At 65.9% G+C, this 25,086-nt stretch carries 27 protein-coding genes and 1 tRNA gene; 7 read left to right on the top strand and 21 right to left on the bottom strand.

The features are described 5' to 3' along the window. From CTA01S_RS03030 to petA, 8 genes are all read right to left on the bottom strand, one after another. Entirely contained in the window at nt 1-696 is a 696-nt protein-coding gene (locus CTA01S_RS03030) for a Bax inhibitor-1/YccA family protein (protein ID WP_019560576.1), read from the bottom strand. A gap of 104 nt (nt 697-800) precedes the next feature. Further along, nucleotides 801-1,163, bottom strand: coding sequence for a hypothetical protein (locus CTA01S_RS03035; RefSeq protein WP_062192033.1), 363 nt, complete (start codon nt 1,161-1,163; stop codon nt 801-803). A gap of 82 nt (nt 1,164-1,245) precedes the next feature. Further along, nucleotides 1,246-1,321: transfer RNA gene (locus CTA01S_RS03040), tRNA-Thr, on the bottom strand. A 43-nt stretch (nt 1,322-1,364) separates the two neighbouring features. Then, entirely contained in the window at nt 1,365-1,889 is a 525-nt protein-coding gene (locus CTA01S_RS03045) for a ClpXP protease specificity-enhancing factor (RefSeq protein ID WP_062192037.1), read from the bottom strand. 7 nt (nt 1,890-1,896) lie between these two features. Further along, nucleotides 1,897-2,508: a glutathione S-transferase N-terminal domain-containing protein gene (locus CTA01S_RS03050; protein ID WP_019560573.1), complete on the bottom strand. Its 612-nt coding sequence runs from the start codon at nt 2,506-2,508 to the stop codon at nt 1,897-1,899. A gap of 122 nt (nt 2,509-2,630) precedes the next feature. After that, nucleotides 2,631-3,410: a cytochrome c1 gene (locus CTA01S_RS03055; RefSeq protein ID WP_019560572.1), complete on the bottom strand. Its 780-nt coding sequence runs from the start codon at nt 3,408-3,410 to the stop codon at nt 2,631-2,633. A 20-nt stretch (nt 3,411-3,430) separates the two neighbouring features. Next, nucleotides 3,431-4,831 (bottom strand): cytochrome b, encoded by a 1,401-nt coding sequence (locus CTA01S_RS03060; protein WP_062192040.1) that lies wholly within the window; start codon nt 4,829-4,831, stop codon nt 3,431-3,433. A gap of 34 nt (nt 4,832-4,865) precedes the next feature. Further along, on the bottom strand, nt 4,866-5,462 hold the full coding sequence (gene petA, locus CTA01S_RS03065; protein ID WP_019560570.1) for a ubiquinol-cytochrome c reductase iron-sulfur subunit: 597 nt from the start codon (nt 5,460-5,462) through the stop codon (nt 4,866-4,868). Nucleotides 5,463-5,666: 204 nt separating this feature from the next. On the opposite strand from petA, the gene mscL reads away from it, so the two are divergent. Both mscL and CTA01S_RS03075 read left to right on the top strand, forming a co-directional pair. Next, entirely contained in the window at nt 5,667-6,086 is a 420-nt protein-coding gene (gene mscL, locus CTA01S_RS03070; RefSeq protein WP_062192044.1) for a large conductance mechanosensitive channel protein MscL, read from the top strand. Between the two features lie 164 nt (nt 6,087-6,250). Beyond that, nucleotides 6,251-8,746 (top strand): DUF1631 family protein, encoded by a 2,496-nt coding sequence (locus tag CTA01S_RS03075; RefSeq protein WP_062192047.1) that lies wholly within the window; start codon nt 6,251-6,253, stop codon nt 8,744-8,746. Here the strand turns inward: CTA01S_RS03075 and pdxA are convergent. After that, nucleotides 8,724-9,758, bottom strand: a complete 1,035-nt coding sequence (gene pdxA / locus CTA01S_RS03080; RefSeq protein WP_062192050.1) for a 4-hydroxythreonine-4-phosphate dehydrogenase PdxA — start codon at nt 9,756-9,758, stop codon at nt 8,724-8,726. The genes CTA01S_RS03075 and pdxA overlap by 23 nt on opposite strands. 225 nt (nt 9,759-9,983) lie before the next feature. Between pdxA and CTA01S_RS03085 the strand changes: the two genes are divergently transcribed. The 4 genes from CTA01S_RS03085 (at nt 9,984) to CTA01S_RS03100 (ending at nt 15,555) form a co-directional block, all read left to right on the top strand. Next, complete coding sequence (locus CTA01S_RS03085; protein WP_062192053.1) at nt 9,984-10,388, top strand: hypothetical protein; 405 nt, start codon at nt 9,984-9,986, stop codon at nt 10,386-10,388. Nucleotides 10,389-10,436: 48 nt separating this feature from the next. Continuing rightward, nucleotides 10,437-11,420 (top strand): acrylyl-CoA reductase (NADPH), encoded by a 984-nt coding sequence (gene acuI / locus CTA01S_RS03090; RefSeq protein ID WP_019560565.1) that lies wholly within the window; start codon nt 10,437-10,439, stop codon nt 11,418-11,420. A 128-nt stretch (nt 11,421-11,548) separates the two neighbouring features. Further along, nucleotides 11,549-13,849: an NADP-dependent malic enzyme gene (locus CTA01S_RS03095; RefSeq protein ID WP_062192057.1), complete on the top strand. Its 2,301-nt coding sequence runs from the start codon at nt 11,549-11,551 to the stop codon at nt 13,847-13,849. Between the two features lie 122 nt (nt 13,850-13,971). Continuing rightward, nucleotides 13,972-15,555 carry an MFS transporter gene (locus tag CTA01S_RS03100; protein WP_019560563.1) on the top strand — a complete coding sequence of 528 codons (1,584 nt, stop codon included), beginning with the start codon at nt 13,972-13,974 and terminating at the stop codon, nt 15,553-15,555. Between the two features lie 56 nt (nt 15,556-15,611). Here CTA01S_RS03100 and CTA01S_RS03105 read toward each other — a convergent pair whose 3' ends face one another. Both CTA01S_RS03105 and CTA01S_RS03110 read right to left on the bottom strand, forming a co-directional pair. Continuing rightward, entirely contained in the window at nt 15,612-16,733 is a 1,122-nt protein-coding gene (locus CTA01S_RS03105; RefSeq protein WP_062192060.1) for an ABC transporter substrate-binding protein, read from the bottom strand. Nucleotides 16,734-16,924: 191 nt separating this feature from the next. After that, a complete protein-coding gene (locus CTA01S_RS03110; RefSeq protein ID WP_019560561.1) occupies nt 16,925-17,674 on the bottom strand; it encodes a Nif3-like dinuclear metal center hexameric protein in 750 nt (249 codons plus the stop codon). A gap of 109 nt (nt 17,675-17,783) precedes the next feature. Here CTA01S_RS03110 and CTA01S_RS03115 point away from each other — a divergent pair, with 109 nt between their 5' ends. Then, nucleotides 17,784-18,941, top strand: a complete 1,158-nt coding sequence (locus CTA01S_RS03115; RefSeq protein WP_019560560.1) for a Do family serine endopeptidase — start codon at nt 17,784-17,786, stop codon at nt 18,939-18,941. Between the two features lie 15 nt (nt 18,942-18,956). Here CTA01S_RS03115 and CTA01S_RS03120 read toward each other — a convergent pair whose 3' ends face one another. From CTA01S_RS03120 to hisA, 10 genes are all read right to left on the bottom strand, one after another. Then, complete coding sequence (locus tag CTA01S_RS03120; RefSeq protein ID WP_062192064.1) at nt 18,957-20,159, bottom strand: maltoporin; 1,203 nt, start codon at nt 20,157-20,159, stop codon at nt 18,957-18,959. A gap of 203 nt (nt 20,160-20,362) precedes the next feature. Continuing rightward, nucleotides 20,363-21,160 carry a twin-arginine translocase subunit TatC gene (gene tatC, locus CTA01S_RS03125; protein WP_019560558.1) on the bottom strand — a complete coding sequence of 266 codons (798 nt, stop codon included), beginning with the start codon at nt 21,158-21,160 and terminating at the stop codon, nt 20,363-20,365. Beyond that, nucleotides 21,157-21,648: a Sec-independent protein translocase protein TatB gene (gene tatB, locus CTA01S_RS03130; RefSeq protein WP_019560557.1), complete on the bottom strand. Its 492-nt coding sequence runs from the start codon at nt 21,646-21,648 to the stop codon at nt 21,157-21,159. Before tatB ends, tatC begins: the two co-directional genes overlap by 4 nt. 37 nt (nt 21,649-21,685) lie before the next feature. After that, on the bottom strand, nt 21,686-21,925 hold the full coding sequence (gene tatA, locus CTA01S_RS03135) for a Sec-independent protein translocase subunit TatA (protein WP_062192067.1): 240 nt from the start codon (nt 21,923-21,925) through the stop codon (nt 21,686-21,688). 63 nt (nt 21,926-21,988) lie between these two features. Then, nucleotides 21,989-22,336 carry a histidine triad nucleotide-binding protein gene (locus CTA01S_RS03140; protein ID WP_019560555.1) on the bottom strand — a complete coding sequence of 116 codons (348 nt, stop codon included), beginning with the start codon at nt 22,334-22,336 and terminating at the stop codon, nt 21,989-21,991. Then, nucleotides 22,333-22,764 carry a DUF4870 family protein gene (locus CTA01S_RS03145; RefSeq protein WP_232300972.1) on the bottom strand — a complete coding sequence of 144 codons (432 nt, stop codon included), beginning with the start codon at nt 22,762-22,764 and terminating at the stop codon, nt 22,333-22,335. The genes CTA01S_RS03140 and CTA01S_RS03145 overlap by 4 nt, the downstream gene beginning before the upstream one ends. Continuing rightward, the gene (locus CTA01S_RS03150) at nt 22,761-23,138 is read right to left on the bottom strand and encodes a phosphoribosyl-ATP diphosphatase (RefSeq protein WP_019560553.1); all 378 of its coding nucleotides are present in this window, start codon (nt 23,136-23,138) and stop codon (nt 22,761-22,763) included. The genes CTA01S_RS03145 and CTA01S_RS03150 overlap by 4 nt, the downstream gene beginning before the upstream one ends. Further along, nucleotides 23,135-23,524 (bottom strand): phosphoribosyl-AMP cyclohydrolase, encoded by a 390-nt coding sequence (gene hisI, locus CTA01S_RS03155; RefSeq protein ID WP_019560552.1) that lies wholly within the window; start codon nt 23,522-23,524, stop codon nt 23,135-23,137. Before hisI ends, CTA01S_RS03150 begins: the two co-directional genes overlap by 4 nt. A gap of 42 nt (nt 23,525-23,566) precedes the next feature. Next, nucleotides 23,567-24,328, bottom strand: coding sequence for an imidazole glycerol phosphate synthase subunit HisF (gene hisF / locus CTA01S_RS03160; protein WP_019560551.1), 762 nt, complete (start codon nt 24,326-24,328; stop codon nt 23,567-23,569). A 10-nt stretch (nt 24,329-24,338) separates the two neighbouring features. Further along, nucleotides 24,339-25,085: a 1-(5-phosphoribosyl)-5-[(5-phosphoribosylamino)methylideneamino]imidazole-4-carboxamide isomerase gene (gene hisA, locus CTA01S_RS03165; protein ID WP_019560550.1), complete on the bottom strand. Its 747-nt coding sequence runs from the start codon at nt 25,083-25,085 to the stop codon at nt 24,339-24,341. Nucleotide 25,086 lies beyond the last annotated feature (1 nt).

The following is a 25,086-nucleotide window of genomic DNA, read 5'->3' on the forward strand; positions in this document are numbered from 1 at the left end:
TTATTCGTCGCGGCCGCCAAACACGCCCAACAGGGCCAGCAACGACTGGAACACGTTATACAGGCTCAAATAGACGCCCAGCGTGGCCGTGATGTAGTTGGTTTCCAGGCCGTCTTGCACGCGCTTGAGATCATGCAGGATGAAGGCCGAAAAAATGCCGATCGCCAAGACCGACAGGGTGATCATCAACGCGCTGGATTGGATGAACACGTTGGCGATGCCAGCCACCAGCAGCATGATCGCACCGACGAACAAAAACTTGCCCATCGAGCTGAGATCGCGCTTGATGATCGAGGACAAGGCGGCCATGCCGAAGAAGATCGCACCGGTGCCGGCAAAGGCGGTCATGATCAGGCTCGCGCCATTGGCCAGCCCCAACACCACACCCACCAGGCGCGACAGCATCACGCCCATGAAGAAGGTGAAGGCCAACAGCACCGGCACGCCGGCAGCCGAATTCTTGGTGCGTTCGATCGCGAACATGAAGGCAAACGCACCGCCCAGAAACACCACCAGGCTCACCATCGGCGACATGGCTCGCGCCAAGCCGGTGGCCAAGCCCAGCCAAGCGCCCAGCACGGTGGGCACCATCGACAAAGCCAGCAGCCAGTAGGTGTTGCGCAAAACGCGGTTGCGCTCTTGGGCCGAAGGGATCGATGCGCCCAAGGAGGATGAAAGAACCGTGTTCTCGTTCATGGACAAAGCTCCAACAAAGGGAAGGACAAAACGTCGAGCCGCCGCACGGCGGCGGCCATGTCGGCCAGCCTGTGGCGCGGACGCGACCCGGGCCGCTGCGGGTCTCAAGCGCCCCGCCCGGCGCGCTTCGGGGGCCGCAGCAAGCCCTCCAGCGCAGGCGATGCCACGGGTCGGGCGCCCAAATGGCCGGTCCAGGTCTGTGCGAACCGAGGCTGAGCCAGCTGTGCGCCGACGGTCTCGACGGCATGGAACTCCACGGCCGGATCCACGGGCACGGAGGAATCCGTCGCCGACTCCTCCGAGCCGCCGGCGTGGCTGCTGGGCGCAGGCCAAGAGACATCGGCGGTGAACTCGACCTGCGGCTGCGCAACGGCAGCCCCCAGCCCAGAGGCGGCCGCCGTCGGCAGCGCCTGGGTCGTGGCCACCAGGAGCAAAAGCGCCACGAAGGACAACAGTCGCTTCATCATGGGCCGGATTCTATGCGTAGACGGCAGCCCGTTGCCTGCAGAATCGCTGGCCACCCCTGCCCCCGTGGGGACCATGATGCCATGGTGCCGGCTATCCGACTCGAACGGATGACCTACCGCTTACAAGGCGGTTGCTCTACCAACTGAGCTAAGCCGGCGGCCTGGACGGAAATGATGCGATGTCTCGGGATTGTAAAAGGCTCATTTCACCCGCTTGAGCGCGGGACGCCCCCCGCTGGGGGGCGGCGGAGGCTCGGGCGGTTGCTCGGCAGGCGGCTCGCCCGACGAGGGGCCGGCCGCGAGCTTGAGCGGCCCGCCACTGGCGCGCGCCGTCGTCGCTGCTGGGGCCCCGTCGGCAGGCGCCGGGGATGGGCCGGCGGCAGCGGCCGCCGGCATCGGGAAGGCCATGCCCTGGCCGTTCTCGCGGGCGTAGATGGCGATCACATGGTCCACCGGCAGCACGATGTCACGGGCCACACCGCCGAAACGAGCCCGGAACTCGATCGTGTCGTTGCCCAGCTTGAGCCCGCTGGTGGCCTCGAAACTGACATTGAGGACGATTTCGCGATTTTTGACGTACTCTCGCGGCACCTGCACCGAATCGTCCACGTAGACGGCCAGGTAGGGCGTCAAGCCGTTGTCCGTGCACCAGTCGTGCAAGGCACGAATCAGATAGGGCCGCGTGGAGGCGACCTCCGGGCTCTCGGGTGCGTTGGGCTCGCTCATCGCGTCATCACTTGCGCATGACTTTTTCGGACGGGGTCAGCGCTTCGATGTAGGCCGGCCGAGAGAAGATGCGTTCGGCATATTTGAGCAGCGGCATGGCGTTCTTGGACAGATCGATGCCATAGTAGTCTAGACGCCACAGCAACGGGGCAATGGCCACGTCGAGCATCGAAAAGTCCTCGCCCAGCATGTACTTGTTCTTCAGGAAGATGGGCGCCAGTTGGGTCAGGCGATCACGGATCTGAGCGCGCGCCCGCTCGAGCTGCTTGTCGGTGGGCTTGATGCCTCGCGACTCCAGCACGTTGACATGGGTGAACAGCTCTTTCTCGAAGTTGAGCAAGAACAGCCGCACGCGGGCCCGCGCCACAGGATCACCGGGCATCAGCTGCGGATGAGGAAAGCGTTCGTCGATGTACTCGTTGATGATGTTGGACTCGTACAGGATGAGGTCGCGCTCCACCAGGATGGGCACCTCGTTGTACGGGTTCATCAGCGCGATGTCCTCGGGCTTGGCATACAGATCGACATCGCGGATCTCGAAGTCCATGCCCTTCTCGAACAGCACGAAGCGACAACGGTGCGAGTAAGGACAAGTGGTTCCGGAGTAAAGCACCATCATGGCGGTGAGCTCCTCATGAGGCGAGAGATCCTAAAAACGAAAGGAGTGGGACGCGTCGGCGGGCCCACTCCGGCTGGGGCTGACGCTGCACCGCATGCCGTGCGGCCAGCATCACGCCCGTCTCATTTCACGTCTTTCCAGTAGGCAGCGTTCAAGCGCCAAGCGATGAAGGTAAAGCCGGCCAGGAAGATCAGCACCCACACGCCCAGGCGCACACGCTGGTTTTGGACCGGCTCCCCCATCCATTGGAGGAAAGCCACCAGGTCGGCGATGGCCGAGTTGTATTCGGCCTCGTTCATCTTGCCCGGCGTGATCTGCTCGAAACCAGCAAACACCTCGATGGTCTTGCTCGGATCGTGCGGATCGGGCTGCTGGGCGAAACGCGCCACACGCTGGCCTTGCAGCTCCCACAACACATGGGGCATGCCCACGCTGGGGAACGCCAGGTTGTTCCAGCCCGTGGCCTTGGTGTCGTCACGGTAGAAGGTGCGCAAGAAGGTATAGAGGTAATCGGCCCCCGAGCCCTTGCCAGCAGCCGCACGCGAACGGGCGATGACGGTCAGATCCGGCGGGTTGGCCCCGAACCATTCCTTGGCCATCTTCGGGTCGATCGCGACCTTCATGGTTTCACCGACCTTGTCGGTGGTGAACATCAGGTTGTTTTTGATCTGCTCCTCGGTCAGGCCGATGTCGCGCAGGCGGTTGTAGCGCATGAAGGCCGCCGAGTGGCAGTTCAGGCAGTAGTTGACGAAGAGCTTGGCACCGTTTTGCAGCGCAGCCAGATCGGTGACCCGCTCTTTGGGAAACTTGTCCCAGGCGATGCCACCGCCTGCCGCATGGGCCGTAGACAGACCGACACTCAGCACCAGCGCGGCCAGCAGTGTTTGGATCATTTTTTTCATGGGGACAGACTCCGGCGGGCTCAGTGGGCGGCAAAGGTCACACGCTCGGGCACCGGCTTGAACTCACCCAGGCGCGACCACCAAGGCATGAGCAGGAAGAAGCCGAAGTAGAACAGCGTGCCGATCTGAGAGATCAGTTCACCGGTGGGCGACGGCGGTTGGATGCCCAGATAACCCAGCACCATGAACACCAGCACGAACGCGCCGTAAATGTATTTGTGCCAGTTGGGACGGTAGCGAATGGACTTGACCGGGCTGCGGTCGAGCCAGGGCAGGAAGAACATGATGATCACGGCGCCGCCCATGACCACCACGCCCCAGAACTTGGCGTCGAAGGCCTTGAGCAGACCGGCGGCCACCAAGGCGCCGACGATGACGGCCAACTTGCCCTTGGCACCAAAGCCGCCGCGCAACACCGCCAAGATCGCCGCCAGCGCAATGAGCACCACGAGCACGTTGACCATCAAGTCCGTGGTGGCACGCAACATCGAGTAATAGGGCGTGAAATACCACACCGGGGCAATGTGCGCCGGGGTCTTCAACGGGTCGGCCGGAATGAAGTTGTTGTACTCCAGGAAGTAGCCGCCGAACTCGGGCGCGAAGAAGACCACGGCGGAAAACACCATCAGGAACACGCTCAGCGCGTAGATGTCGTGCACCGTGTAGTAGGGATGGAACGGAATGCCATCCAGCGGACGGCCTTGGGCGTCCTTCTTGGCCTTGATCTCGATGCCATCGGGGTTGTTGGAGCCCACTTCGTGCAGTGCGATGATGTGCGCCACCACCAGGCCCAGCAGCACCAGCGGGATGGCGATGACATGGAAGCTGAAGAAGCGGTTGAGGGTTGCGTCGGAGACGACATAGTCACCGCGAATCAGCAGGGCCAGGTCCGGGCCGACGAAGGGCACGGCGGCAAACAGGTTCACGATCACCTGCGCGCCCCAGTAAGACATCTGCCCCCAGGGCAACAGGTAGCCGAAGAACGCTTCGGCCATCAAGCACAGGAAGATCGCACAGCCGAAGATCCACACCAGCTCCCGCGGCTTGCGATACGAGCCGTACAGCAGCCCGCGGAACATGTGCAGATAGACGACGATGAAGAAGGCCGAGGCGCCCGTGGAGTGCATGTAGCGAATCAGCCATCCCCAGGGCACGTCGCGCATGATGTATTCCACCGATGCGAAAGCCAGGTTCGCATCGGGCTTGTAGTGCATCACCAGGAAGATGCCCGTGACGATCTGGATCACCAGCACCACCAGCGCCAGCGAGCCGAACACATACCAGAAGTTGAAGTTTTTGGGCGCGTAGTACTCGCCCATGTGCTCTTTGTAGAGCTTGGTGAGCGGAAAGCGGTTGTCGATCCAGGTCAGCAGCTTCTGGCCTGCGGTGGCGTCGACCGGCGCCTCTTTGAATTCAGCCATGGGGTGTCACCTTTTCTTGTCCGTGCATCGGGGTTCAGGCCCGCTTGTCCTCACCGATCAACAGCTTGGTGTCGGACAGGTACATGTGCGGCGGCACTTCCAAGTTGTCCGGCGCAGGCTTGTTCTTGAACACGCGCCCGGCCATGTCGAAGGTGGAACCGTGGCAGGGACACAGGAACCCCCCCTGCCAATCATCGGGCAGCGAGGGCTGGGCTCCCGGCGTGAACTTCGACACCGGCGAGCAGCCCAGGTGCGAACAAATGCCCACACCCACGAAGATCTCCGGCTTGATCGAGCGGTGCTGGTTGCGCGCGTACTCCGGTGTGGGGTACTGGGTCCGCTCGGACTTCGGATCGGCCACTTGGGACTCGGTTTTGGCCAGGGATGCGATCTGCTCGGGCGTACGATGCAGGATCCACACCGGCTTGCCTCGCCACTCCACGGTGATCATCTCGCCGGGCTTGAGCGTGCTGATGTCCACCTCCACCGCGGCGCCAGCGGCCCGCGCCCGCTCGGACGGTTGGAAGGTGCTGACGAAGGGGATGGCGGTGGCCACGCCGCCAACGGCGCCCGCGCCACAGGCAATGGCGACCCAGGTACGGCGGCTCTTGTCCACTGGCTGATCACTCATGGGGGATCCTCGGAAAGCACGTCTTTGATTAGGGGCAACCCGCGATTCTAGCGGACTGCGGGCTCGCCCAGCCAGCGCGGGTCTCATCCCGAGGGGCGCAGCCCCTTGGGCCGGGCCGCACGGCTTGGCCGCCCGCATGACCGCAGGCATACTGCAAGCACCGTCGGCGCAGGCGCCACGGATCCCCAACTCCAGGAGAGCCGAATGGGTTTCATGCGCGAGTTCAAGGAATTTGCCGTCAAGGGCAATGTCGTCGATCTGGCCGTCGGGGTGATCATCGGTGGTGCCTTCGGAAAGATCGTCGACTCGATGGTGGGCGACGTGATCATGCCCGTGGTCAGCACCCTGTTCGGCGGGCTGGACTTCTCCAATTACTTCCTCCCGCTGGCAGGACAGACGGCCCAGACTTTGGCCGAAGCCAAGAAAGCCGGCGCGGTGCTCGCCTATGGCAACTTCATCACCGTGGCGATCAACTTCCTGATACTGGCGTTCATCATCTTCCTGATGATCAAGCAGATCAACCGATTCAAGCGTCAACCTCCGCCGCCGGCTTCGGCGCCACCGGCCCCCGCGGAAGACATCGTGCTGCTGCGCGAAATTCGCGATGCGCTGAAAAGTAAGTAAACGTTACCAGCGCGGCGGCCTGGCGTGCCGGGCGGGCCGCCGCCATGGTGCACCTGTGCCCAATTTGGCACGCTGCGGCCGGATGCCGTGCGCCGACGGCGCGGCTCCTGGCTGCACTCAGCGGTTTTCGGGTCATACTGTTTCACCTTGCCAACGCAAGTCCCATGACCCTGCCCGACCCGCGACTCCACGCCGCCATGCAGGCGGCCGTGCAAAAGATCGTGAACACCGCGTCGTCCACCGCCAGCCGCGTGGTCGACGCGCTGGGCATGCTCGCGCTGTCGGCCAAGAGCAACGCGCAGCGCCAGTCCTACATGTCGGCGCAGTTCGATCTGCAGCACAAGCTGTCGGCCTTCAACATGACCTTCACCTCGGTGCTCAACGACAAGGTCGCTCAGGAAATCACGCCGCGCGTCGGTGGCGGCCGCAGCTTGGCCAGCACCGACTGGACCTCCCTCAGCCTGGTGGGCGACCATGAGGTCGAGGAGGAAGTGACGGCGCATCGACTCGGGCTGGACATCGAGCACGAGTGCGAGTGGGAACTGCGGGAGCTGGATGCTTACATGGGCTCGCTGCTGGGCCTGGGCCGGCCCGACCCGGAACGCAACCCCGTGCGACCGGACGTCATCGGCAAGGCGTTGTTCCGCAGCATCGAAGTGGTCAGTCCGGAAGCCGCGGTGCGCCAGACCTTGGCCCGTGAACTGGGGCATGGTCTGGCCAAGGCGATGCGCCAGTGCTACGGGGCGATCGTGGCCGATCTCAGCGCACGCGGCATCCAGCCGGTGGGCCTGGCCGTGCGCAGCGCCGTCATTTCGGGCACCGGGGGTGTCACCGCGCCGGCCGTGCCGTTTCGCCACTCGGGCGCTGGCTCCCTGGCCGACCCGCATCAGGCGGCACAAGCCCTGAGCGCCTTGTTCGGCCTGCCTGCGCCGGCCGGCTTCGGCCCCAGCGGTGCAGGCAGCCTGGGCAGCCCCAGCCCGAGCCGCACGGGCGGCTTGTCGCTCGGCGGCGCGACCTCGGCCGGGGCCGTGGGCGGGCCATCGGGTGCCGGGGCCCTGGGCGGCCCCGTCTCTGCGGGCGCGCCGCTGGCCTCCGATGCGCAGATGCTCGACGTCATCCGCCGCTTGGCCTACTTGACCAGCGGCCCCGGTGCGCTGGACGCGGTGAGCACCGGAGGCTGGGGAAGCAGCGGGGCGGCCGCTGCGCCGGCGGCCTCGGCCCCTGAAGGGCTGCATTCAGGCCTCAGCGGCCTGATGGCCGTCAACCTGATCCGCGCACACCGTGAAGAACTGATGCGCGCCAGCAGCGGGGCGCTCGATCACATGGTGATCGACATCGTCGCCTCGCTGTTCGATCAGATCCTGTCGGACCCGAAGGTGCCGCCGCAGATGGCCCGCCAGATCGCCCGGCTGCAGCTGCCGGTGCTGCGAGTGGCGCTCAAGGACGTGCAGTTCTTCTCCTCGCGCAGCCACCCGGTGCGCAAGTTCGTCAACCGCATGGCCTCCATTGCCTGTGCCTTCGAAGACTTCGACGAGGGCCCAGGCCGGCGCTTTTTGAGTCTGGTGCGTGAACTGGTGCAGCAAATCGTCGAGGGCGATTTCGACCAGATGGATCTGTACGAGGGCAAGTTGCGCGCCCTCGAAGCCTTCGTGCAAGAGCAAGCGCATGACGAGGCCCTGGCGCATGCCGAGGCGGTGGCCTTGCTGGCCAACAAAGAGGCGCAGTTGCGCATCGTGCACCGGCATGAAATGCAGGTGCAAGGCGTGCTGGCGTCGATCGACCTGCCCGAATTCATCCGCGACTTCTTGGTGAAGGTATGGACCCAGGTCGAGGTGGAGGCCACGGTGCGGCATGGGCCTGACGCAGAGACGACGCGGCGCATCCGCCGCGTCGGGCGTGAACTGGTGATGTCGCTGCAACCCAAAGCCACGCCGGCCGAACGCAAGCAGTTCATCTTGGCGCTGCCGCAGTTGATGAAGACGCTGCACGAGGGCCTGGCGCTGATCCATCACCCCGAAGAGCAGAAGAAGGCATTCTTTGCCGAGTTGCTGCCCTTGCACGCCCAGTCGCTCAAAGGCCAGCCGCTGACCGACTTCCAGCTGCGTCAGCTCGACGTCCAGTTGCAGGGGCTGGACCGGCTGGTCGTGCCCACGGCCGAGGAAGTGCCTCCTACCGAGGCAACGGCTGCCGCGGCGATCCCGGAGACGAATTTTTCGCCCGACGAGGCCCAGCGCGTCGGGTTGGTGGCCGAGACGGCCATCGACTGGGACGGCCAGCTCGACATCGACCTGGGCAGCGCGCCCGCCGGCGGCACGGACGTGGACATCAACCTCGAGGAACTCGAGCCCGAGATGCGGCCCGAACAGCCCACGCAGGGCGTGGCCTTGGTGCAGCATGTGCAGCCCGGCGTGGCCTATCAGATGCACTTGGACGGGCAGTGGAAAAAGGTGCGGCTGAACTGGGTGAGCCCGGGGCGGACCTTCTTCATCTTCAGCCACGGCAAGAAGCACCAGACCCTGGTCTCGATGACCGGCCGCATGCTGACCAAGATGTGCGAGACCGGGCGCTTCCGCGCCTTCGAGCAAGCCTATCTGATCGAGCGCGCCGTGGCGCGGGCACGCAAGCAGCTGGCCGAGCTCACCGCGAACAGCCAGCGCTGAGCCGGCGAGCCATGCGGGCGGCGGCAATCAGGCTGGAGGGGTCGGCCTGGCCGCGGCCGGCAATGTCGAAAGCCGTGCCATGGTCGGGGCTGGTCCGGATGAACGGCAGCCCAAGCGTCACGTTGACGCCTTGGTCCACCCCGAGGTACTTCACCGGGATCAAGCCCTGGTCGTGATACATCGCCACGACCACATCGAACTCGCCCGGATGGCCGGGGGCGTGGCGGGCCCGCATGAAGACCGTATCGGGCGCAAAGGGACCACGCGCGTCGATCCCTTCGGCGCGAGCGGCCTCGATGGCCGGGGCGATGTGACGGATTTCCTCGTCGCCGAACAGGCCGCCCTCGCCGGCATGCGGGTTGAGCCCGGCCACCGCGATGCGCGGCTGCGGCTGCCCCCACAACGCCGCGCTGCGATGCGTGATGCGGATGGTCTCCAGCACGGCCGACTGCGTCACCCGTTCGATGGCCTCGCGCAGCGACACATGGATGCTCACCAGCACGGTCTTGAGTTCTTCGTTGGCCAGCATCATGCGCACGGCCGGCGCGGCCTGGCCCGGGCCGAGGGCTTCGGCGGCCAGCATTTCGGTGTGGCCGGGATAGGGCTCGCCCGCGGCGGCCAGCGCCTCCTTGTGCAGCGGCGCGGTGACGATACCGGCCACCGTCCCCGCGCGGGCCCAGGCCATGGCCTGGCGCACGCAGCAGGCCGCCGCCGCGCCAGCGCGCGCATCGACCCGGCCCCAAGGCAGCTCGGCCAAGCCCGTGGGCAGGCCCGCAGGCTGGTACACGGCCACGGCGCCAGCGGGCACCCAGGCCGCTTCATCCGGGTGCTCGAGCACCACCACCGGCGCTTGCTGCCCGACACAAGCCAAGGCGCGTCGCATCACGGCGGCATCGCCCACCACCACGGCCGCCGGAATGGCGCCGGCCACCAGCGCGCGCGCCAGGATTTCCGGGCCGATGCCGCAAGGGTCGCCCATCGTCAGGGCCAAGGGACGTTCGGCATCCATCATCACGGGTGCATGGCATCGCTGTCCATGTGCGCATTGTGAACGCACCCGATCGCAGGCGTCCGGCGCGCGCCCGACTCCCCCATTTTTCCCCCAAAAGTGGGAGGCACTCGAGGGCCAACCTGTGGTCCTATACGCAGCATTTGGTGTCGCCAGCCGCAGTGCTCGAAGCCCGAACCGGTGCGAGCGGCTGCGCCCCCACCCAAGAATTTGATGTCCGTTTGCCCCATGACCCAACATCTCGCCCGCATCCGTTTTGCGGATGGCTTGACCCTGCTTGGGCTGTATGACGCCCAAGCCGATAGCATCGAGCCTTCGCTGGTGCGCCCCATGCCCGACATCACGGGGCGCTGGGAATGCTGCCACATCGAGCCGCCCGATTGTCGTGAACGCTATGAACGCGCCCACCGCGTGCAGCATGGCTGCGCGCCTGGCGAACGCATGAAGCTCCTGTGGTGCCAGGCCCTGGAGCACGCCGCCAGCCGCCCCGGCTTGCTGCAAGAGGCCCTGGACTGGGTCTCGCAGACCGAACCGGTCGAAGTGGAAGTGCCCGCCTGCCATGCCCGCTGGCGCTCGCATGCCGACCGCAGCCGCCTGGCGCTGGTGGGCGTGCTGGAGCCGCTGCACCATTGAATCCGGTTTTGGGCCAAGATCGGGGCTGTTGTGGAAGGAGACACCCCGATGTTCAAAGCCTTGCTCCTGAGCCAGGAGGACCGCCAGACCCGGGCCGCGCTGGTCGATATGGACGACACCCAGCTGCCCGAGGCCGAGGTGACCGTCAAGGTCGAGTATTCCACCCTCAACTACAAGGATGCGCTGGCCATCACGGGCCGCGGGGCCATCGTGCGCGCCTGGCCGATGGTGCCCGGCATCGATCTGGCCGGCACGGTGGAAGCCAGCCGCGATCCAGCCTGGCAGCCGGGCGACCCGGTGGTGGTGACCGGCTGGGGACTGGGCGAGACCCACTGGGGCGGCCTGGCTCAGAAGGCCCGTCTGAAGGCCGGTTGGCTGCTGCGGCGTCCGGCGGCCTACACCGCCCGGCAGTCGATGGCGATCGCCACGGCCGGCTTCACCGCTGCGCTGTGCGTGATGGCCTTGCAGCGCCACGGCTTGCAGCCCGGCGACGGAGAGGTGCTGGTCACGGGCGCCGCCGGCGGCGTGGGCTCCATCGCCGTGGCCTTGCTCGGCAGCCTAGGCTACACGGTGGTGGCCTCCACCGGGCGGCCGCAGGAGGCGGACTATCTGCGCAGCCTGGGGGCGGCCCGCTGCGTGGATCGCCAGGCATTCGCCCAACCGGGCAAGCCGCTGCAAAGCGAGCGTTGGGCCGGCGTGGTCGATACCGTGGGCAGCCACACCCTGGCCAATGCCTGCGCTGCCACGCGCTGGAACGGGGCCGTGGCCGCCTGCGGCCTGGCGCAAGGCTCCGACTTCCCCGGCACGGTGATGCCCTTCATCCTGCGGGGAGTCACGCTGTACGGCATCAACAGCGTCTTCACCGACCACGACACACGCCGCAAGGCCTGGGATCTGCTGGCGCAGCATGTGCCGGCCGAACGACTGGAGACCATGATCACCGAGATCGGCCTGAGCGAGGTGATCGACTATTGCCCAAAGCTGTTGGCCGGTCAGGTGCGTGGACGCACCGTGGTGGATGTGTGGCGATGAAGGCCTCGGGGCCTGGGGCCGGCAGCGTAAGCTGCCCAACTTCTGCGGTGATTAATCCGCGCGGCGCAAAAGCGTAGGCTAGAGGCTTGCGGGGCACCTCAGCGCCCCGCAAGCTTCAAGGAGCACCCATGGCCGCCAAGACCCCGCTGTCGCCTGCCGAACAAGCCCTGCGCGACGCCGCCCTCGAATACCATCGCAGCCCGGTGCGCGGCAAAATCGCCGTCACCCCCACCAAACCCCTGTCCAACCAACGCGACCTGTCGCTCGCCTACTCGCCCGGTGTGGCCTATGCCTGCCTGGCCATCGAGGAGGACCCTCGCCTGGCGGCTGACTACACCTCACGCGGCAATCTGGTCGGTGTGGTCACCAATGGCACCGCCGTGCTGGGCCTGGGCGATATCGGGCCGCTGGCGGGCAAGCCGGTGATGGAAGGCAAGGGCTGTCTGTTCAAGAAGTTCGCCGGCATCGATGTCTTCGACATCGAACTGGCCGAGAAAGACCCCGACAAGCTGATCGAGATCATCGCCGCGTTGGAGCCCACCCTCGGCGGCGTCAACCTGGAGGACATCAAGGCGCCCGAGTGCTTCTACATCGAAAAGAAGCTGCGAGAGCGCATGAACATCCCCGTCTTTCACGACGATCAGCACGGCACGGCCATCATCTCTGCGGCTGCGCTGCTCAATGGCCTGGAGTTGGTGGGCAAGCGCATCGACGAGGTCAAGCTGGCCGTCTCGGGGGCGGGTGCGGCAGCCATCGCCTGCCTGGACCTGATGGTGGCGCTGGGCGTCCGACGCGAGCACATCTTCGTGTGCGACTCCAAGGGGGTCTTGCATGACCGGCGCGAAGACCGGTTGGACGAATCCAAGCAGCGCTATGTGCAAAAAACCGAGGCGCGCACCCTGGCCGATGCGGTGCGGGGGGCCGATGTCTTCCTCGGCTGCTCGGCCCCGGGCGTGCTGACGGCCGAGATGGTCCAGACCATGGCCGAGCGGCCCATCATCTTGGCGCTGGCCAATCCGGAACCGGAAATTCGCCCCGAGGTGGCCAAAGCCGCGCGGCCCGACTGCATCATCGCCACCGGCCGTTCGGACTACCCCAACCAGGTCAACAACGTCCTGTGTTTTCCTTATATCTTCCGCGGCGCGCTCGACAGCGGTGCGACGCGCATCACCGAGGCGATGAAGCTGGCCTGCGTGCGCGAGATCGCCGAGCTGGCCAAAGCCGAAATCAGTGACGAGGTGGCCTCGGCCTATGCCGGCCGAGAGTTGCGCTTCGGCCCGGACTACCTCATCCCCACGCCCTTCGATGCCCGCCTGATCCTGCGCATCGCCCCGGCCGTGGCCAAGGCCGCAGCCGACTCCGGCGTGGCCACCCGCCCGATCGCCGATCTGGAGGCCTACCGCGAGTCGCTCACCCGCTTCGTCACCCACACCGGGCTGTTCATGCGGCCGGTCTTCCAAGCGGCCAAGGCCGCGCCGCGGCGCATCGCCTATGCCGAAGGCGAGGACGAACGGGTGCTGCGCGCGGTGCAGATCGCGCTGGACGAAAAGATGGTCCGGCCGATCCTGGTGGGCCGGCCCCATGTGATCCAGATGCGGCTGGAGCGCGCCGGCTTGCGCCTGCAACCCGGGCGCGACTTCGAGGTGGTCAACCCCGAGGACGACCCGCGCTTTCGCCAGTACTGGGAAACCTACCACCGGCTCAAGGCCCGCGATGGCGTCACGCCCGAGATGGCCAAGGTGGCCCTGCGCCGATCCAACACGCTGATCGCGACGATGATGGTGCACCTGGGCGATGCCGATGGCATGGTTTGCGGCCTGGTGGGGCGCTATGAAGCCCACCTGGAACACGTGCGCGACCTCATCGGCTTGAAGCCTGGGGCCAGCGCTTGGGCCGCGATGAACGCGCTGATGCTGGACAAGCACACGCTGTTCATCGCCGACACCTTCGTCAACGAGGACCCCGACGCGGCCACGTTGGCCGACATCGCGGTGCAAGCCGCCGATGCGGTGCGTCGCTTCGGGCTGCCGCCGCGCGTGGCCTTCCTGTCGCACTCGATGTTCGGCTCCAGCACGCGCCCTTCGGCGCGCAAGATGCGCGCCGCGCGCGATCTCTTCGTGCAACGCCGCCCGGATGTGCAGGCCGATGGCGAGATGCACGGCGACGCGGCCCTCAGCGAGGCCGTGCGTGAGACCTTTCTGCCCGGCTCCACCCTGCGCGGGGCGGCCAACGTGCTGGTGCTGCCCAATCTGGATGCAGCCAACATCCTCTTCAACGTGCTGAAGATGACCGGCGGCCAGGGCGTGACGGTCGGCCCCATCTTGCTGGGGGCGGCCGCACCGGCGCACATCCTCACGCCTTCGGCCACGGTGCGGCGCATCGTCAACATCACGGCCTTGGCCGTGGCCGACGCCAACGCAAGCTGCTGAATCCAGGCTGAACGCCGCTGGCGCGGCATGCGCAAACTCGTCGGGTTTGAGGCATCATCGGGCTTGCCTTGAACCCGTCTGATTCTTCCCCGTCCCCCACGTCTTCGCCCGCCACGGCGGCGGTGTCGGCCTCCGCCTGGGCGCCGCTGACCCAGCCGGTCTTCCGCATGCTCTGGATCACCTGGTTGGTGGCCAACACCTGCATGTGGATGAACGATGTGGCCGCGGCCTGGCTGATGACCACGCTGACGACCTCCCCGGCCCTGGTGGCCCTGGTACAGACGGCCTCGATGCTGCCGGTCTTCCTCTTGGGACTGCCCAGCGGCGCCTTGGCCGACATCCTGGATCGGCGGCGGTTTTTCATGGTCACCCAGTTCTGGGTGGCCGGCGTGGCCGTGGTGACTTGCACCTTGGTGCTCACCGATGCCATCTCGCCGGTGTTGCTGCTGGTGCTGACCTTTGCCAATGGCATCGGTCTGGCCATGCGTTGGCCCGTGTTCGCCGCCATCGTGCCCGAATTGGTGCCACGGGTGCAATTGCCCGCCGCCTTGGCGCTCAACGGCATCGCGATGAATGCCTCGCGCATCATCGGCCCGCTGCTGGCCGGCGCGATCATCGCCGCGCTGGGCAGCGCGTATGTCTTCGTGCTCAATGCCGCTTTGTCGGTGGCCGCCGGCTTCGTGATCATGCGCTGGAAGCGCGAGCGCACCGTCAGTGCCTTGCCCGGCGAGCGCTTCCTCGGCGCCATCCGCGTGGGCTGGCAGTACGTGCGTCAGTCCACCCGCATGCACGCCGTGCTGTTGCGCATTGCGCTGTTCTTCTTGCAATCGACCGCCGTGCTGGCTTTGCTGCCGCTGGTGGCCCGCGGCCTGCAAGGCGGTGGAGCCGGCACGTTCACGATGCTGCTGGCGGCCATGGGCTGCGGCGCCGTGGTGGCCGCCTCTCAGCTGCAGCGGCTGCGCGCCCGCTACGACCGCGACACCTTGGTCAATCGCGGCAGCATCGTGCAAGCGGCCATGACCGTGATCGTGGCCTTCGCCCCCAATGTCTGGGTGGCCGTGCCGGCGATGTTTTTCAGCGGCATGGCTTGGATCACGGTGGCCAACACCTTGACCGTGGCTGCCCAACTGGCGCTGCCGGATTGGGTGCGCGCCCGCGGCATGTCGATCTACCAAATGGCCTTGATGGGCAGCGCCGGCCTGTCCGCCGCGCTATGGGGCAAAGTGGCCACGCTCGGCTCCGTGCCCTTGAGCTTGTTGGCCGCGGCCGTCACCGGCATGGCCTTGCTCCCCTGGGCCCGCCGCTGGCGTATCGAAGGCAAGGCCGAAGAAGACCTCACGCCCTCGCAGGCCTGGAAGCCGCCGGTCACCGCCACCCCGATCGCCCCGGACGCCGGACCGGTGCTCGTGACCATCGAATACCGCATCGACCCGGCGCAGGCCGCCGCCTTCCGTGAGGTGATGAAGGAAAGCCGCCGCAGCCGCCTGCGTCAAGGCGCGCTGGCCTGGGAGCTGTTTCGCGACGTCAACGACCCGGGGCTGTACACCGAGTACTTCATCGATGAATCTTGGGTCGAGCACCTGCGGCGCTTCGACCGTGTGACCGCGGCCGACGTGCACCTGCGGCAGCGCCGTCTGGCGTTTCACATCGGACCGCAGCCGCCGGTGGTGACCCGACGCATCGCCGAACCGCTGGACCCCCATTGATCCCACCGGCTCAGAACGGCGCGCCCGAAACGCGAGGGGCGCCGGGCCCCTAGCGATCACTGCACCAGCCTGCCACCAGAGCCGATCATCGCGAAATCCACGTAGCGGGACCCCGTGCGCCCTTGTTGGCTGAAGTCCAAGACATAGCCGCCCACATCCAGGCTGCGCAGGCTGCTCAGCGTCGCGCTGACGGCCTCGGGCGTCCAGCGCGGCGCACGCTCCAACGCATGCACCAACACTTTGGCCGCGATGAATCCTTCGATCGAGCGCGCCGTCAAATCGGGATCCTTGGACTGTTCTCGCAAGGCGAGATATTCACGCACCACGGCACGGTCTTGCCGGTTGAGCAAAGGCAACACCACGGAAAACGCATAGCCCCGCGCCCGATCCGGCCCCAAGGCTTTGAGCAATGCATCGGTATCGATGATCGACATCCCATACATCGTGGCTTGCCCGCCAGCCTCGCCATAACGTCGCACGAACTCGATCGCCGCGGCCGTGGTGGCCCCGAGGAAGATCGCCTGCGGCTGGGCTTGCATCAGTTGGGTCACGGCGGCCGTCACCTCGGTGGTGTTGCGCGCGTAGGGCGCTTGCGCCACCAAGCTGATGCCATGCGCTTGGGCAGCAGCCTGCGCCCCGGCCCGCACGTCTTGACCCAAACCATCGTCCTGGTAGAGCAAACCGACGCGGGTCACGCCCACCTGCGACAACTGACGAAACAAGCGGCCAATTTCGTCGTGATAGCTGGCTTTGACGACGAAAATATTGGGCGCCTGCGCCACCGAAGCAGCCCCCGACACGCCCCCGACCATGGCCGTGCGGCTGCGCACCAGCACCCCGTCCTTGGACAGCGCTTCCAGGTTGGTGGTGCCCACCGTGCCCAACAGGGCCACCGGCGCATCTTCGGCAATCATCGCCTTGACCAAGCGCACCGTCTCATCGGCCTTTTGGGCATCGTCACGCGTGACGAAACGGATGCGTTGGCCCTTGACGCCGCCTCGGGCATTGACCGCATCGAAATAGAGTTTGGCCCCGGCATGAATGGCGCGTCCGGTCACTGCCTGAGGCCCACTGAAAGGCGCCACCTGTCCCACCACGACTTGCGCCTGGACGAGCGCGCCCCACATCACCATTGCCAGCGCCACGCATCCTCGCGCCACCCAGGATGTCGACATCATTCCGTTTTCTCCTGATCCAGATCACCCACACCCGCCACGGGAACCGGCGAGCCGCGCGGATTCTACGGGGATGATCAGGGTTAACCCTCAATCGGCGTGCGATTGGCGGACCGTGTGCGCACAGCCCCCTCCGGAATGGGCCATCCTTCACGGTCGCGGCCGGCGCCTTGCCCGGTGGCCGGCAGCGGCCCTCACGCCGGATTGTCGATGTCGATGAACTGGTGCTCCAGGCCGAAGCGCTCGGCCAGATGGGCGCCCAGTGCGGCGGCGCCAAAACGCTCGGTGGCATGGTGGCCGCAGGCGAAATACGCCACACCGGTCTCGCGCGCGTAATGGGCCTGGGGCTCGGAAATCTCGCCGGTCAGGAACGCATCGGCACCGGCGGCGATGGCGGCCTCGAAATAGCCTTGTGCTCCCCCGGTGCACCAGGCCACCCGGCGGATCGGCCGACCGTCGCCCTCCACCACCACGGGCGCGCGGCCCAGTCGATACTGCAGCAAGGCCGTCAGGGCCGCCACGGTCAGTGGCTGGGCCGGCGTGCCCAGAAAGCCGAGATCCTGCTCGCCGAAGCGGCCATCGATGCTGAGCTTCAGCTTCTGCCCCAACTGAGCGTTGTTGCCCCATTGCGGATGGGCATCCAGCGGAAGGTGGTAAGCAAAAAGGTTGATCTCGTGCGCCAGCAGGACCTGCAAGCGCCGCTTCATCCAGCCCGTCACCCGTCCGTCTTGCCCACGCCAAAACAGCCCATGATGCACGAGGATCGCATCGGCCCCGGCCCGGGCCGCGGCCTCGATCAGGGCCAGACTGGCGGTCACCCCGCTGACCAGCTTGCGAATCTCGGGGCGGCCCTCGACTTGCAAGCCGTTCGGCCCATAATCACGGAAGCGGTCCGCCTCCAACAGGGCGTGCACCTGCACGCCAAACTCATCGCGGTGGATCATGCCTCAGGCTCCCCATGCCGCCCGGAATCCGGCGTGTCGCGTGTGCGGCCCCTGGCGGGGCCGGTGCCGGATGGCAAGCCGCTCATTGGGCCTCCTTTCCCTTCACTGTATGCGCAAAACCTGGCTGATTTTCTCGCAAGCCGTCACGGTCGCGGTGGCGGTGCTCTTCGTCGTGGCCACGCTCAAGCCCGAGTGGTTGCGCCGTGCGCCCGGCAGTGTGATCCCGACCCTCACGATCACCGAGACCCCCGTGTTGCTCAGCCAGGAGCATCCCCCAGGCAGCCTGGCGCCCGCGGCCAAGCGCGCCTCGCCGGCAGTGGTCAACATCGCCACCAGCAAAGCCCCGGAGGGTCACCCGCACCTCAACGACCCCTGGTTCCGCTTCTTCTTCGGAGATCAGACCGATGAGCAGCCCCAAACCGGCCTGGGCTCGGGCGTCATCGTCGCACCCGAAGGCTATGTGCTGACCAACAACCATGTGATCGAGGGGGCCGATGACATCGAGGTCAGCCTGGTCGATGGCCGCAAAGCCTCGGCCCAAGTGGTGGGCACCGACCCGGAGACCGACCTGGCCGTGCTCAAGATCGACTTGCCCGATCTGCCGGTCATCAGCTTCGGCGACGCCTCGGCGCTGCAGGTGGGTGACGTGGTGCTGGCCATCGGCAACCCCTTTGGGGTGGGTCAAACCGTCACCGCAGGCATCGTCAGTGCGCTTGGACGCAACCAATTGGGCATCAACACCTTCGAGAATTTCATCCAAACCGACGCAGCGATCAACCCCGGCAACTCCGGTGGCGCCCTGGTCGATGTGGCTGGCAATCTGATGGGCATCAACACCGCCATCTATTCGCGCTCCGGCGGCAGCATGGGCATCGGTTTTGCGATCCCAGCCACCACCGCGCGCCAGGTGATGGAGAGCTTGATTCGCGACGGTCGGGTCACGCGCGGCTGGATCGGGGTCGAGCCCCAAGATCTCACGCCCGAACTCGTGCAGACCTTCAACCTTCCCCTGCGCGAAGGCGTGCTGATTTCCGGCGTCTTGCAAGGCGGCCCGGCCCAACGGGCTGGCGTGCGGCCGGGCGATGTGGTCGTGGCCGTGGCAGGCCGGCCGGTGGCCAACACGGCCCAGCTGCTCGATGCAGTGGCCGCACTGCGGCCCGACAGCACGGCCACGCTGACCCTGCAGCGCGCCAATGAGCGGCTGGAGCTGCAGGTGCAAGTGGCCCAGCGCCCCAGCTTGCAGCGCTCGGGCCGCGCGCCGCGCTGAGGCCGGCGGCTCAGATCACCACCACACCTCCACCTGGGCGCCGAAACTGGTGCCCGAGGTCTTGCCATCGCCCAGACCGGTAACCCCCCCGGAGCCCGCAGCGACATTGGCCGCATCGTTCCATCGGGCGGTCGTCACGTACAAGCGCAGTTCGGGACGGGTCCAGAAGCCCGGGGCCGTGCTCAGCGTGGGCGCCAGCGTGAACTTGGTGAGTTTCTGCGTGGCCCCACCGTCGGGCTTGCGCTGCGAATGTCCGAGCTCGGCCACCATCTTGAAGTGCCGGGTCAGGGCATACGACGCCCGGCCCCCCAGCGAGATGCTGTGGACCTTGTCGCCGGTATCGCTGCGTTCGGTCTGCCACATGGCCAAGGCCTGCCCGCCAAAAGCCCCTTGCTGCCATGTGAAGGACTCGACCAAGCGCCAGCCTTTGTGGCCCGAGCCCGCGGACAAGTCGCCAAAGCCGGTGTTCAGATTGGCCGAGCCTTGGGCATATTGCAGCCACAGGGTGTTGGACCCGCCCAGGCCCAGGAAATTCTCCTGTTGGTGCTGCGCGGTCAGAGCCAGCCCGTCCTGACCGCCGGAGAAGCTGCCCCGCGTGTAGCTGGCCACCCAGCGCAGCTTGCCGCCGGCATTGACCGGCAAGTCGTACCACTCCGCACTCAGCCGATGACCGGGCTGATTGCCCACCGTTCCAGCCACCCCGTCATCGGTGCGGAAATAGGCCAGCGAGAAGCGTCCCGGGCCGGCCGACAGCCCGCGCATGCCACCGCCCACCCCATCTTGTTGCGTGAAGAAGGTATCGACGATGTGCACATCGGCACGGGCGTAGTAGCGCTTGCCCACCCAGAAGCTGGCCTCGGGCGCGATGTCGAAGCCCTTGCCCTCGACGAACATCTCGGCCAGGCCGAGCTTGGCGTCATTCGTGTCGGTACCGGCGTTGTACAGATTGGGCGTGAACTGGATCTTGGTGTCCACATCGCCGGCCTTGAAGTTCTCGCTGAAGAAGAACTCCCCGTAAAAGTCGCATTCATTGCCCAGGCGGTACTTCAAACCCGGCCCCTGCAGGCCATAGCAGGCGCGGGCGGCGTCCTTCTTCGTGGCCCCCGGGCCGGCGCGGAAGTAGCCATGACTGTCCAAGGCCCAGCTGGGGGAGGCGGCCCAGCCGGCCGCCGCAACCACGGCCAGGCATCCCGCCAGACGGCGAATCTGTTTATCCATCGTTAAGACTCCTCGTGCTTCTGTTTGCTTTGCTTGGGGTGACCTTTGGGCAGGATTGCCGCAAAGGCCGGCACGATTATTTAAGGTTTCTTAAAGTCTTAATACATGGTTAATACTGATGGGCAAAGCCCTCCGGGCGGCGCACCGGCTGGGCGGGCGCCGCCTCGCTCACCGCGGGCTGGGGACACCGATGCAGGGCCGCGCTACTTGGCGGCCAGGTCTTCTTCCGCGTCGGGCGCGCGGGTGTACTTGACGAAAAGCTGGGCCGCCCACAGGCCCGCCTCGTAAAGCAGGCACATGGGGAGGGCCAAGGCGAGCTGGGAGATCACATCGGGCGGCGTGACGATGGCCGCGACGATGAAAGCCAGCACGATGAAGTAGCTGCGGAAGCTGCGCAGCTTGTCCACACTGACCACGCCCATGCGCACCAGCACCACCACGACGATGGGCACTTCGAAGGTCAGGCCGAAGGCCAGGAACATGGTCAGCACGAAGCCCAGGTAGGCCTCGATGTCGGGCGCGGCCGTGATGCTCTTGGGGGCAAAGCTCTGGATGAACTTGAACACTTGCCCAAAGACGAAAAAGTAGCAAAACGCCACGCCCAGCAAGAACAAGAGGGTGCTGGAGATCACCAAGGGCAAGACCAGGCGTTTTTCATGCGAGTACAAGCCAGGGGCCACGAAAGCCCACACTTGGTACAGCACGTAAGGCAGCGCGATCAGAAAGGCCGCCATCAACGTGATCTTCAAGGGCACCAGGAAGGGCGAGATGACGTTGGTGGCGATCATGGTGGAGCCTTGCGGCAAATGAGCCACCAAGGGGGCGGCCAGCAAGTCGTACAGCCCCGCGGGACTGGGCCACAGAAACAGCAGGCCGAAGACGATGCCCACCGCGATGAGCGACCGAACCAAGCGGTCACGCAGCTCGATCAGGTGGGAGACGAAGGGCTGCTCGGTGCCGTCCAGCTCATCCGGACGGTCTGGCTTGGGATCCTGGCTCACGGACGGGCTTTGGAGGAGACTTTCGGGGGCCGAAAACGTGCCACCCGCGCCGCCCCGGACTGAACCTTCGAGCGCAGGCCATGGCGCTGTCGGTACCACTGGGGCACGGCGCTGCGCTTGAGGCGCCAGTTCTTGCGCGGCGGCTTGTACACGGGAGGCGGCGGCTCCCAGGCGGTGGAGGAGGACGACGACAGCCCCCCGGTCGCCTCGGCCCAGGCCTTGTCGAAGTCACTGGAGACGGCCTGAACCTCCTGGGTGACGGTCTGCTCGACGTTGCGGGCGGCGTCCTCGAACTGGGACTTCATCTTCTTGAGCTCTTCGAGCTCGATCGAGCGGTTGACCTCGGCCTTGACCTCGGCGACATAGCGCTGCGCCCTGCCCAGCAGATGCCCCACCGTGCGGGCCACCTTGGGCAAGCGCTCCGGGCCGATGACGATCAGCGCCACCGCTCCGATCAGGGCCAGCTTGTCGAAGCCAAAGTCGATCATGGACGTACGCGCCGTCAGGGCTCAGCCGGGCCAGCCCTCAGGACTTGGTTTTGGCCTCGACGTCGATGGTGGTGCCGCCGCCCTGGGCTTTGTCGGCGGTCACCTGTTGGGCGGGAGTCGAGGCCTCGGTGTTGCTGGAGCCGTCGCGCATGCCGTCCTTGAAGCCCTTGACGGCCGCCCCGAGGTCCGAGCCGATGTTCTTGAGCTTCTTGGTGCCAAACACCAGCACGACGATCAACAGCACGACCAACCAGTGCCAGATGCTGAAGGTACCCATGATGTACTCCTAACAAGGACCCTTGATTCTACGGCTTCGCCCCACCAGCGCAGCGGCTCGAGGCTAGCCCACACGCCACGGGCGCGGCCCGCCCAACACATGGACATGGAGGTGGTAGACCTCCTGCCCACCGTCCACACCGGTGTTGATCAAGGTTTTGAACCCATTGCCGGCGCCCTGTTCCACTGCCAGGCGCGGCGCCAGGGTGAGCATGCGCCCCAGCAGGGCCTGGTGCTCGGCCCCGACCTCCAGCAAGGAAGCCACGTGCAGCTTCGGAATGATCAGGAAATGGATGGGCGCATGCGGCCGAATGTCGTGGAAAGCCAGCAGTTCTTCGTCCTCGTACACCTTCTTCGAAGGAAGCTGGCCGGCGACGATTTTGCAGAAGACGCAGTTCGGATCTTGGCTCATGGCACTTCAGTGGGCATGGGCATGGGTCGGCGGTCGTTCAAGGCCAGCCAGCCGCGCACCACGCGGTAAACGAACCAGATGGAAATCACGCACCAGGCGATCCAGCCCGGCACGATGAACAAAAACCACAGCGGCAGTGTGACGAGATAGAGGCCGGCGGCCCACAGCACGCTGCGGATGCGCCAGCGAAAATGCGAAGCATGCCATGTGCCGGCGGCGTCATGGCGCTTGATCAGATCGAGGATGAAGGCCGCCACCAGCAGCAGCACGCCGGGTTGGAAAGAAGGAATCACGGCGCCCACCGCCACGATGGCATGCAAGGCATAGCTGATGTGACCCAGGGTGCGCAGCGAGTCCTCGCCTGGACCGTGGGGGCCGAAGATCTCGCTGACGGGCGAGGCCTCGCGGGGATCGGGTGAGGCGCTCATACACCGGGCTCCCGCGGCTGGCTCGGCTGTCGGGCGGCGAACTCCTGCAGTCCGGACAGGCCCTCGCGGCGCTGGAGCTCGGCCAGCACATCCGAGGGCTTGAGCCCGAAATGCGCCAGGGCCACCATGGTATGGAACCACAGATCGGCCACCTCGTACACGATCTTCTGTGGCTCCCCGTCCTTGGCGGCCATCACGGTCTCGGTGGCTTCCTCGCCCACCTTTTTCAGGATCGCATCGGTGCCTTTGTGAAAGAGCCGGGCCACGTACGAGGTCTGAGGATCGCCCCCCTTGCGGGATTCGATCACATCGGCCAGGCGGGCAAGCACATCCTGCGACGAAAAAGACGGCGGCTCCTGGTCCATGGCGTTCATCCGTAAATGCTCTGTGGATCTTTCAGGACCGGATCGACGGTGACCCATCGTCCGTCTCGCAGGACCTGGAAGAAGCACGAATGCCGGCCGGTGTGGCAGGCAATGCCCGGCTCGTGACCGAGCTGGCTCACCAGCAGCAAGACGACATCGGCATCACAATCCAGGCGGATTTCGTGCACCTTCTGGATGTGGCCGGAGGACTCCCCTTTGTGCCACAGGCGCCCGCGCGAGCGACTCCAGTAGACGGCCTCACCGCGACGGGCCGTCTCGGCGAGCGCCTCGCGGTTCATGTAGGCGAACATCAGCACGTCCTTGGTGCTCGCCTCCTGCGCGATCACCGGCACCAGGCCGTCGCGGTCCCATTTCACTTCGTCGAGCCAACTCATCGGCACAGTGTAGCAACCACGGGGAATCGGCGATGCCGCCTCTCAGGCCCGCACCGGGATTCCCCTTGCAGCCATCAGGGCCTTGGCCTGCCCGACCGTGTACTCGCCGTAATGAAAAATGCTGGCTGCCAGCACGGCATCGGCACCGCCTTGCTGGATGCCCTGGACCAAGTGTTCGAGGGTGCCGACGCCGCCCGAGGCAATCACCGGCACATTCACCGCATCGCTGACGGCCCGCGTGAGCGCCAGGTCGAAGCCGCTCTTGGTGCCGTCGCGGTCCATGCTGGTGAGCAAGATCTCTCCGGCCCCATGCTCGGCCATCTGCCGAGCCCAGGCCACGGCGTCCAGCCCGGTGTTCTTGCGTCCACCGTGGGTATAGACGTCCCAGCCGCTGCCATCGGGCCGGGCCTTGGCATCGATGGCCACCACGATGCACTGGGCCCCATACTTGGCCGACGCCTCGCGAATGACCTGAGGGTTGGCCACCGCCGCCGAGTTGAAGCTCACCTTGTCGGCCCCGGCATTGAGCAGGCGGCGCACATCGTCCACGGTGCGCACGCCTCCGCCGACCGTCAGCGGGATGAAGACCTGCGAAGCCACGGCCTCGATGATGGGCAGGATCAGGTCGCGCCCATCGCTGGTGGCCGTGATGTCGAGGAAGGTCAGTTCGTCGGCGCCTTGCTCGTTGTAACGCGCGGCGATCTCCACCGGGTCGCCGGCATCGCGCAACTCGACGAAATTGACCCCCTTGACGACGCGGCCGCCGGTGACGTCCAGGCAGGGAATGATGCGTTTGGCCAGCATGGATCTGCGCTCAAGCGCCGCCGTTGAGTTCATCGGCGCGCTTTTGGGCCTGCGCGAAATCGAGTGCACCGGTATAGATCGCCCGACCGCAAATCACCCCCTCGATGCCTTCGTCTTCCACCGCGCACAGCTTTTCGATGTCGGCCAGGCTGCTCAAGCCGCCAGAGGCGATCACCGGGATGCTCAGAGCCTGCGCCAGCTTGACGGTGGCCTCGATGTTGATGCCTGTGAGCATGCCGTCGCGGCCGATGTCGGTGTAGATCACCGCCTCGACGCCATAGTCCTCGAATTTCTTGGCCAGATCGATCACCTCGTGGCCCGAGAGCTTGGACCAGCCGTCGGTGGCCACTTTGCCGTCTTTGGCGTCCAACCCGACGATGATGTGGCCGCCAAAGGCGCTGCAAGCATCCTTCAAGAACCCCGGGTTCTTCACCGCGGCCGTGCCGATGATGATGTAGCTGAGGCCATCGTCGAGATAGCGCTCGATGGTGTCGAGGTCGCGGATGCCCCCGCCCAACTGCACGGGAATCTCATCGCCCACCTCGGCCAGGATGGCTTTGATCGCCGACTCGTTGACCGGCTTGCCGGCAAAAGCCCCGTTGAGATCGACCAGATGCAAGCGACGCGCCCCCGCATCGACCCAACGGCGCGCCATGGCCGCCGGATCTTCGCCGAAGGTGGTGGAGTCATTCATGTCGCCCTGCTTGAGGCGCACACATTGGCCGTCTTTGAGATCGATGGCAGGGATCAGCAACATA

It is taken from the genome of Caldimonas taiwanensis NBRC 104434, from assembly GCF_001592165.1.
GTDB lineage: Bacteria > Pseudomonadota > Gammaproteobacteria > Burkholderiales > Burkholderiaceae_C > Caldimonas > Caldimonas manganoxidans.

What these genes read in the sequence shown, in the direction of transcription:
- acuI (WP_019560565.1), top strand. Translation starts at nt 10,437, where the DNA reads ATGTTCAAAGCCTTGCTCCTGAGCCAGGAGGACCGCCAGACCCGGGCC.
- CTA01S_RS03085 (WP_062192053.1), top strand. Translation starts at nt 9,984, where the DNA reads ATGACCCAACATCTCGCCCGCATCCGTTTTGCGGATGGCTTGACCCTG.
- CTA01S_RS03145 (WP_232300972.1), bottom strand. Translation starts at nt 22,764, where the DNA reads ATGAGCGCCTCACCCGATCCCCGCGAGGCCTCGCCCGTCAGCGAGATC.
- CTA01S_RS03050 (WP_019560573.1), bottom strand. Translation starts at nt 2,508, where the DNA reads ATGATGGTGCTTTACTCCGGAACCACTTGTCCTTACTCGCACCGTTGT.
- CTA01S_RS03075 (WP_062192047.1), top strand. Translation starts at nt 6,251, where the DNA reads ATGACCCTGCCCGACCCGCGACTCCACGCCGCCATGCAGGCGGCCGTG.
- mscL (WP_062192044.1), top strand. Translation starts at nt 5,667, where the DNA reads ATGGGTTTCATGCGCGAGTTCAAGGAATTTGCCGTCAAGGGCAATGTC.
- CTA01S_RS03030 (WP_019560576.1), bottom strand. Translation starts at nt 696, where the DNA reads ATGAACGAGAACACGGTTCTTTCATCCTCCTTGGGCGCATCGATCCCT.
- hisI (WP_019560552.1), bottom strand. Translation starts at nt 23,524, where the DNA reads ATGAGTTGGCTCGACGAAGTGAAATGGGACCGCGACGGCCTGGTGCCG.
- CTA01S_RS03120 (WP_062192064.1), bottom strand. Translation starts at nt 20,159, where the DNA reads ATGGATAAACAGATTCGCCGTCTGGCGGGATGCCTGGCCGTGGTTGCG.
- CTA01S_RS03110 (WP_019560561.1), bottom strand. Translation starts at nt 17,674, where the DNA reads ATGATCCACCGCGATGAGTTTGGCGTGCAGGTGCACGCCCTGTTGGAG.
- hisA (WP_019560550.1), bottom strand. Translation starts at nt 25,085, where the DNA reads ATGTTGCTGATCCCTGCCATCGATCTCAAAGACGGCCAATGTGTGCGC.
- hisF (WP_019560551.1), bottom strand. Translation starts at nt 24,328, where the DNA reads ATGCTGGCCAAACGCATCATTCCCTGCCTGGACGTCACCGGCGGCCGC.
- petA (WP_019560570.1), bottom strand. Translation starts at nt 5,462, where the DNA reads ATGAGTGATCAGCCAGTGGACAAGAGCCGCCGTACCTGGGTCGCCATT.
- CTA01S_RS03055 (WP_019560572.1), bottom strand. Translation starts at nt 3,410, where the DNA reads ATGAAAAAAATGATCCAAACACTGCTGGCCGCGCTGGTGCTGAGTGTC.
- CTA01S_RS03115 (WP_019560560.1), top strand. Translation starts at nt 17,784, where the DNA reads ATGCGCAAAACCTGGCTGATTTTCTCGCAAGCCGTCACGGTCGCGGTG.
- CTA01S_RS03140 (WP_019560555.1), bottom strand. Translation starts at nt 22,336, where the DNA reads ATGAGCCAAGATCCGAACTGCGTCTTCTGCAAAATCGTCGCCGGCCAG.
- CTA01S_RS03150 (WP_019560553.1), bottom strand. Translation starts at nt 23,138, where the DNA reads ATGAACGCCATGGACCAGGAGCCGCCGTCTTTTTCGTCGCAGGATGTG.
- CTA01S_RS03095 (WP_062192057.1), top strand. Translation starts at nt 11,549, where the DNA reads ATGGCCGCCAAGACCCCGCTGTCGCCTGCCGAACAAGCCCTGCGCGAC.
- CTA01S_RS03045 (WP_062192037.1), bottom strand. Translation starts at nt 1,889, where the DNA reads ATGAGCGAGCCCAACGCACCCGAGAGCCCGGAGGTCGCCTCCACGCGG.
- CTA01S_RS03035 (WP_062192033.1), bottom strand. Translation starts at nt 1,163, where the DNA reads ATGATGAAGCGACTGTTGTCCTTCGTGGCGCTTTTGCTCCTGGTGGCC.
- tatB (WP_019560557.1), bottom strand. Translation starts at nt 21,648, where the DNA reads ATGATCGACTTTGGCTTCGACAAGCTGGCCCTGATCGGAGCGGTGGCG.
- CTA01S_RS03060 (WP_062192040.1), bottom strand. Translation starts at nt 4,831, where the DNA reads ATGGCTGAATTCAAAGAGGCGCCGGTCGACGCCACCGCAGGCCAGAAG.
- pdxA (WP_062192050.1), bottom strand. Translation starts at nt 9,758, where the DNA reads ATGATGGATGCCGAACGTCCCTTGGCCCTGACGATGGGCGACCCTTGC.
- tatA (WP_062192067.1), bottom strand. Translation starts at nt 21,925, where the DNA reads ATGGGTACCTTCAGCATCTGGCACTGGTTGGTCGTGCTGTTGATCGTC.
- CTA01S_RS03105 (WP_062192060.1), bottom strand. Translation starts at nt 16,733, where the DNA reads ATGATGTCGACATCCTGGGTGGCGCGAGGATGCGTGGCGCTGGCAATG.